The organism is Flavobacterium sp. (genome assembly GCF_029242675.1).
Lineage (GTDB): Bacteria > Bacteroidota > Bacteroidia > Flavobacteriales > Flavobacteriaceae > Flavobacterium.
On the sequence record NZ_JAQWTM010000238.1, the window covers coordinates 1 to 3596 of the forward strand.

Annotated in this window: 2 protein-coding genes and 1 pseudogene; all 3 read left to right on the top strand. The window is 35.6% G+C overall.

Going from position 1 to position 3596, the window contains the following annotated elements; translation table 11 throughout:
- Nucleotides 1–1385 (top strand): TonB-dependent receptor (locus tag P8M54_RS08855; RefSeq protein ID WP_300287353.1); only part of this gene is annotated, 1385 nt, incomplete at its 5' end.
- A gap of 3 nt (nucleotides 1386–1388) precedes the next feature.
- Nucleotides 1389–3161, top strand: a complete 1773-nt coding sequence (locus P8M54_RS08860; protein WP_300287355.1) for a RagB/SusD family nutrient uptake outer membrane protein — start codon at nucleotides 1389–1391, stop codon at nucleotides 3159–3161.
- Nucleotides 3162–3348: 187 nt separating this feature from the next.
- Nucleotides 3349–3596: pseudogene (locus P8M54_RS08865) on the top strand (hypothetical protein); the annotation flags it as partial.

Genomic DNA, 3596 nt, shown 5'->3' on the forward strand with positions numbered 1-3596 from the left:
CTGGAGTAAAACCAGCAATTAATCCTGGATTTGCAGGGATTCAATCAGGAGTATCAGGTTATGCACAAGAAAACGAGTTACAATCTTATTTTGGACGTGTGAATTATACTTTAAATGAAAAGTACCTTTTGACGGCTTCAATGCGTGCCGATGGCTCTACTCGTTTTGGTAAAAATAATAAGTACGGATACTTTCCTTCGTTTGCACTAGGATGGAATATTGCAAAAGAAAAATTTTTAGTTGATGTCGCTGCTGTTGATAATTTAAAACTACGAAGCAGTTGGGGACAAACAGGTAATCAAGAAGTAGAGAATAAAATTACACAAGCGAGTTATTCCTTGTCAGGTGCTGATGGATACTATTTATATAATGATTTAAATTTAGTAAACGGAATTACTGTAAACAGAACACCCAATCCAGATTTAAAATGGGGGGTAGTAACTCAGTATAATGTTGGTCTTGACTTTAATTTATTGAAAGACAAAATTTATGGAACGGTAGATTATTTCAATAAAACCACTACTGATGCTATTTTAAATATTCCGTCTCAAACCTTAAGTCCTACCACAACGATATGGACAAACATTGACGGGAAAATTATTAATAAAGGTCTCGAAGTTTCATTAGGATCGAAAGTGATCAATACGGATAACTTCTCTTGGAACATTGATGCAAATGGTGCCACCTTGAAAAATAAAATTGAAGATCTACCAGTTTCTGAAATCTTAACAGGTTCAGTATCTGGACCGGGACAATCTGGAGTGGTAGCTAATATTTATAAAAGCGGTTATGCAGCTGGTTCTTTTTATATGTTAGATCATATCGGCTTTGATGACCAAGGCGCTAATATCTTTAAGGATACAAATGGAGATGGTAAAATTGATAATTCGGACAGAGTGATTATAGAAGGTGCACTTCCAACATTCTACTACGGATTCAACAGTGATTTAAAATATAAAAATTTTAGTTTGTCATTGTCAATTATTGGACAAAGCGGAGGTTACCTTTTAAATAATACGGGCTTAAATGCGCTGAATATTAACAACTTGGCTTCAGATAGAAATGTAGCCACAGACTATTATGAGTCAGGAGCAAATGCGTCAAATGCTCCTATATTATCAACTCTTTTCTTAGAGAAATCAGATTTTATTCGCTTAAACACAGCAAGAATAGGATATACCTTCAATTTAAAAAATCTAAACTGGTTGAACGGTTTGACTTTATACGCAACGGGTCAAAACTTATTCACAATTACAAATTATTCAGGATACGATCCATTAGTTAATAGTCCGAAATCAAGCGGTGGAAATCAATCTATAGGTATTGATTACACTAGTTATCCTACTTCGAGAACTTACAGTTTTGGAGCAATTTTAAAATTATAAACGATGAATACACACAGAAAAATTTATAGAAACCTTTTTACAATTTGCGCTGTAGCTTTGCTATTTACCAATTGTACAAATTTAGACGAACAAGTATTAGATGAGGTCCTTGGCGAAAGCACTTCTAATCCGGCAGGTGCACTTGCTGCAGCATACGATCGATTAGGAGATGGAACTTTTGTAGATCATTCAGGAGTATTTGCAATGCAGGAATATACAACTGATGTAGCATTATTACCTACTCGCGGAAGTGACTGGGGTGATGGAGGTAAATGGCGTGCTATGCATGAATTTACTTGGGCTTCTGCTAATGCAGTTATATCAGGAAACTGGAATATGTTAACTAATGGAATTACACGTTCTTTAACTGCAATTCAATCTATCGAAGAAAGCAATAACCCTGAAAAGAAGTTATTTTTGGCGGAAGCCAAAGGACTGCTAGCCTTTTACACCTACACCACTTTGGATTTATTTGGACAAGCACCATCTAGAGATCCTTTAAATCCTAAAGCAGATTTAGTTGTATTGAAAGCTGAAACAGCGATAGATGATCTCATTTTAGATGTTGAAGCTGTATTGCCAGACTTAGCTGATTTTGGAACACAATCTACGCATCACGGAAGATTTACGAAACAAGCGGCTTATGGTTTGTTGACAACAATGTATTTAAATCGTGCTACATTAAAAGACCGTTACAATGCGAGTTCTAATTTTAATTTTGCTGAAGCGGCTGTTAGTGGTACCGGCACTGACATGGATCGTGTGATTTACTATTCATCGTTGTTGATTAATTCAGGGAAATTTAGTTTAGAAAGTAATTACTTTAAAAACTTTTCTATCGATAATGCAAACGGCAGTGAGTTGATATTTGCTGTAAGTCAAAAGATAGATTACATTAGAAATGGTTCAAATAGTTTTGCTTATGTATGTGTAGAACGCAATCAAAAAGCTTCGCCAGCAAATAGAGGAACGAATGCCGCTTGCACAACACCAGAATTTTATGCAAGTTGGAACGGTAACCATGAAGACCCAAGATTTCAACGCAGCTATCAGTATGGTGACGGAACTTGGTTTAAAAATGACGGTACCACAGCTAGTGTTCCCGCTACAGATATTGTTGCAAATAGTAATGCACTGCCATGGTTCCACTTTAATGCTGGAATAAATGTTGGACCACAATACGGTCCAAAGCTAATTTCTTCGGGTAAGTTTGAAATGACTGCAGACAATCGCATTAAAGTTTCGCCATTGTACATGGAGAAAAGCACAACAACTCGTATGGATTTTACTCCAGAACTTAATTTTGATAATCCATCACAAGCTGTATTTGCACAAAACCAAATCAATAGAGGGGCACGTATTTTTAAATTCGAATTTGATCCTGAAGAAGGCAATGGATCCAGCAATGTAGATATACCTTTATTTCGTTTAGGGGGAATTTATACAATGCGTGCCGAAGCGTACTTTAGAAAAGGAATGAATGCGCAAGCACTTGCTGATGTAAACATGCTGCGCACTAGCCGAAAGAGAGAATCTTTATTCGGTAATCAGCCAGGTGCTGCTATTACTACAATCGATAAAGAAATATTATATAAGGAATTAGGTTTTGAAATGTATTGGGAAATGTACCGTCGCCCCCAAATGATCCGCTTTGGAAAGTTTGATTTGGCTTACACAGCAAAACCGCTTTCACAACCATTTAGAAGATATTTCCCTATTCCGCAATCTACGATTGATGTGACTAAAGAGTTCACACAGAATCAGGGGTATAATTAAGTTGTTTTGTTTATTTTTTTTTTGAAAGCCTGTTCCTTTTTTTGGGAGCAGGTTTTCTTTTTAAATTCTTTTTTCTTCTTCTTCAACTATTTTTTAACATGGAAAGAAATAGTTTTTAGCTAATGATTAGATTTAAATATCACGGAATACGGTTAGTAAAAATTTATGGTATTGCTCCAAATTTGTAATGAATATAAAAATAGATACAAATATGGATTTCATAACAATGTTGCAGTTACCGGTATTAGATACTAATGAGGTTTTAAAGATAGCTCAAGAAATAGCAGATATAGAAAGAAAAGAAGAAAGACCGCGCATGCCTAAGGTAAGTATTAGGACGCATTGCGACAGCGCTTCTGGATTTTTTGTGAATTATGATAGCCAGAAACAAGTAGTTTTATTGTGTGACATTTATGACCGTGATGCTCAATTTCA

Coding starts and splice junctions, on each gene's coding strand:
- P8M54_RS08860 (WP_300287355.1), top strand. CDS start 1,389: ATGAATACACACAGAAAAATTTATAGAAACCTTTTTACAATTTGCGCT.